The sequence below is a fragment of the Streptomyces sp. WELS2 genome, assembly GCF_013870595.1.
In the GTDB taxonomy this organism is placed as follows: Bacteria; Actinomycetota; Actinomycetes; order Streptomycetales; family Streptomycetaceae; genus Streptomyces.
Genome location: NZ_JACBWZ010000971.1, coordinates 1 through 2,137, shown reverse-complemented (window position 1 = coordinate 2,137; position 2,137 = coordinate 1). Strand labels below are relative to the sequence as shown.

2 protein-coding genes are annotated in these 2,137 nt (G+C 71.0%); both read right to left on the bottom strand.

Going from position 1 to position 2,137, the window contains the following annotated elements:
• Positions 1 to 333: 333 nt before the first annotated feature.
• Positions 334 to 1,698, bottom strand: a complete 1,365-nt coding sequence (locus H5J33_RS32410; RefSeq protein WP_181798298.1) for an FAD-dependent oxidoreductase — start codon at positions 1,696 to 1,698, stop codon at positions 334 to 336.
• A 164-nt stretch (positions 1,699 to 1,862) separates the two neighbouring features.
• The coding region (locus H5J33_RS32405; protein WP_181798297.1) for a C40 family peptidase at positions 1,863 to 2,137 on the bottom strand (275 nt) is incomplete at its 5' end.

Genomic DNA, 2,137 nt, shown 5'->3' with positions numbered 1-2,137 from the left:
GTCGTCGATGTCCCCGCTCTCCTCGTGCCGGCGCAGGGTGCGGCGGACGACGTCCTCGGCGGCGGGACCGGTGTGGCGGCCCCGCACCGCCCAGAGGGTCTGCGGGACGGTGGCGTGGTCGGTGGCGGAGTTCGACATAGGCCAATCTGCTGATGGGGGCGGGTGCGCCTCCCAGTATCACCGCTCGGCGGCGCCACCCGGGCGCGGGGGCCGAACCCCGCGCGTCGACCGGGGGTACGCCCGGCGCACCGGCACGCGACCACAAGCCCGCGCGCGGTACGGCGCACGCCCGTGCCGGGTACGGCGCACCACCCCCTCACTGCGGCCGGGACCTTACGCCCCGCTCTCCCGCAGCATGTCCTCCCGCTCCACGATCTTCACCCGCTCGCGGCCCTGCGGCTCGCCCAGGGCGCGCTCGGCGGCGTCCAGCTTGTACCAGCCGTCCCAGGTGGTGAAGCGGACGTTACGCTCGGCGAGGAAGGCGTCCACGGCCTCCGGCTCGGGCGCGGACGGGGTGTGCAGCCGGCCGTTCGCGTAGTCGTCCAGCAGGTTGGCCACGGTCTCGTTGGCGTCGCCCTTGGTGTGGCCGATGAGACCGACCGGGCCGCGCCGGATCCAGCCGGTGACGTAGGTGGACTGCAGGTGGGTGCCGCCGTCCTCGACGACCCGGCCGCCCTCGTCCGGCACGGTCCCGGACTCCTCGTCCCAGGGCAGCTTGGGCAGCTTCTCGGAGAGGTAGCCGACCGCGCGGTAGACCGCCGTGACGTCCCAGTCCTTGAAGACGCCGGTGCCCTTGACGTTGCCGGTGCCGTCCAGGGCGGTGCGCTCGGTGCGCAGGCCGACGACCTTGCCGTCCTCGCCGAGGATCTCCGCCGGGGACTCGAAGAAGTGCAGGTAGAGCTTGTGCGGACGGTTGCCGGCGTCCCGGATCGCCCAGTTCTCCAGCGTCTTGGCGACCATGTCGGCCTGCTTGTTGCCGCGCCGGGTCTCGATCGAGCCCTCGTCGTAGTCGATGTCCTCGGGGTCGACGATGACCTCGATGTTGGGGGAATGGTCCAGTTCGCGCAGCTCCATCGGGCTGAACTTCGCCTGGGCCGGGCCACGGCGGCCGAAGACGTGGATCTCCACGGCCTTGTTGGCCTTCAGACCGTCGTAGACGTTCGGCGGGATCTCGGTCGGCAGCAGCTCGTCGGCGGTCTTGGCCAGGATGCGGGCCACGTCCAGGGCCACGTTGCCGACGCCGAGCACGGCGACCTTCTCCGCCTCGAGCGGCCAGGTGCGCGGCACGTCCGGGTGCCCGTCGTACCAGGACACGAAGTCGGCGGCGCCGTACGAGCCGTCCAGATCGATGCCGGGTATGGACAGCGCGCGGTCGGCCATCGCGCCCGTGGAGAAGATCACCGCGTCGTAGAAGGCGCGGAGGTCGTCCAGATTGAGGTCCGTGGGGTAGTCGACGTTGCCGAAGAGACGGATCTGCGGCTTGTCGAGCACCTGGTGCAGGGCGGTGATGATGCCCTTGATGCGTGGGTGGTCGGGTGCGACGCCGTACCGGATCAGGCCGAACGGGGCGGGCATCCGCTCGAAGAGGTCGATGGACACACCGGGGTCGGCGGCCACCTCGGATTTGAGCAGGGCGTCGGCGGCGTAGATCCCGGCGGGGCCGGCTCCGACGATGGCTACCCGCAGGGGGCGCGGCATGATCAGGTTCCCTTCGAACGCGAACGGGCGACTTGATCAGGAAGCCTAAACTAAGGCAGACCTTACCTGGTACGGGGGTCCGCTCTATGACCTCATAAGCCATCCTTATGACTTGTCCAGGGCCCGCTTATGCGCATCCCGCGCCCACGCTCGGGGCCGACCGGTCAGGCCGGCCGGACGATCCGGTGGACCTCCGCCTCCCCGAAGCCCTGGACCGGCTCCTCGCGGACGGCCCTCCCCGGTCCCGGGGCGTGCACCATCATGCCGCCGCCGGTGTACAGGCCCACGTGCCGGCCGTCGTCGAAGAAGAAGACCAGATCACCGGGTTCCATCGTGGCCGTCGTGACCGGGATGCCGGCCGGCGCCTGCTCGTGCGCGGTCCGCGGCAGTGTGACCCCGGCGGCCCGCCAGGCGGCCTGGGTGAGACCGGCACAGTCGT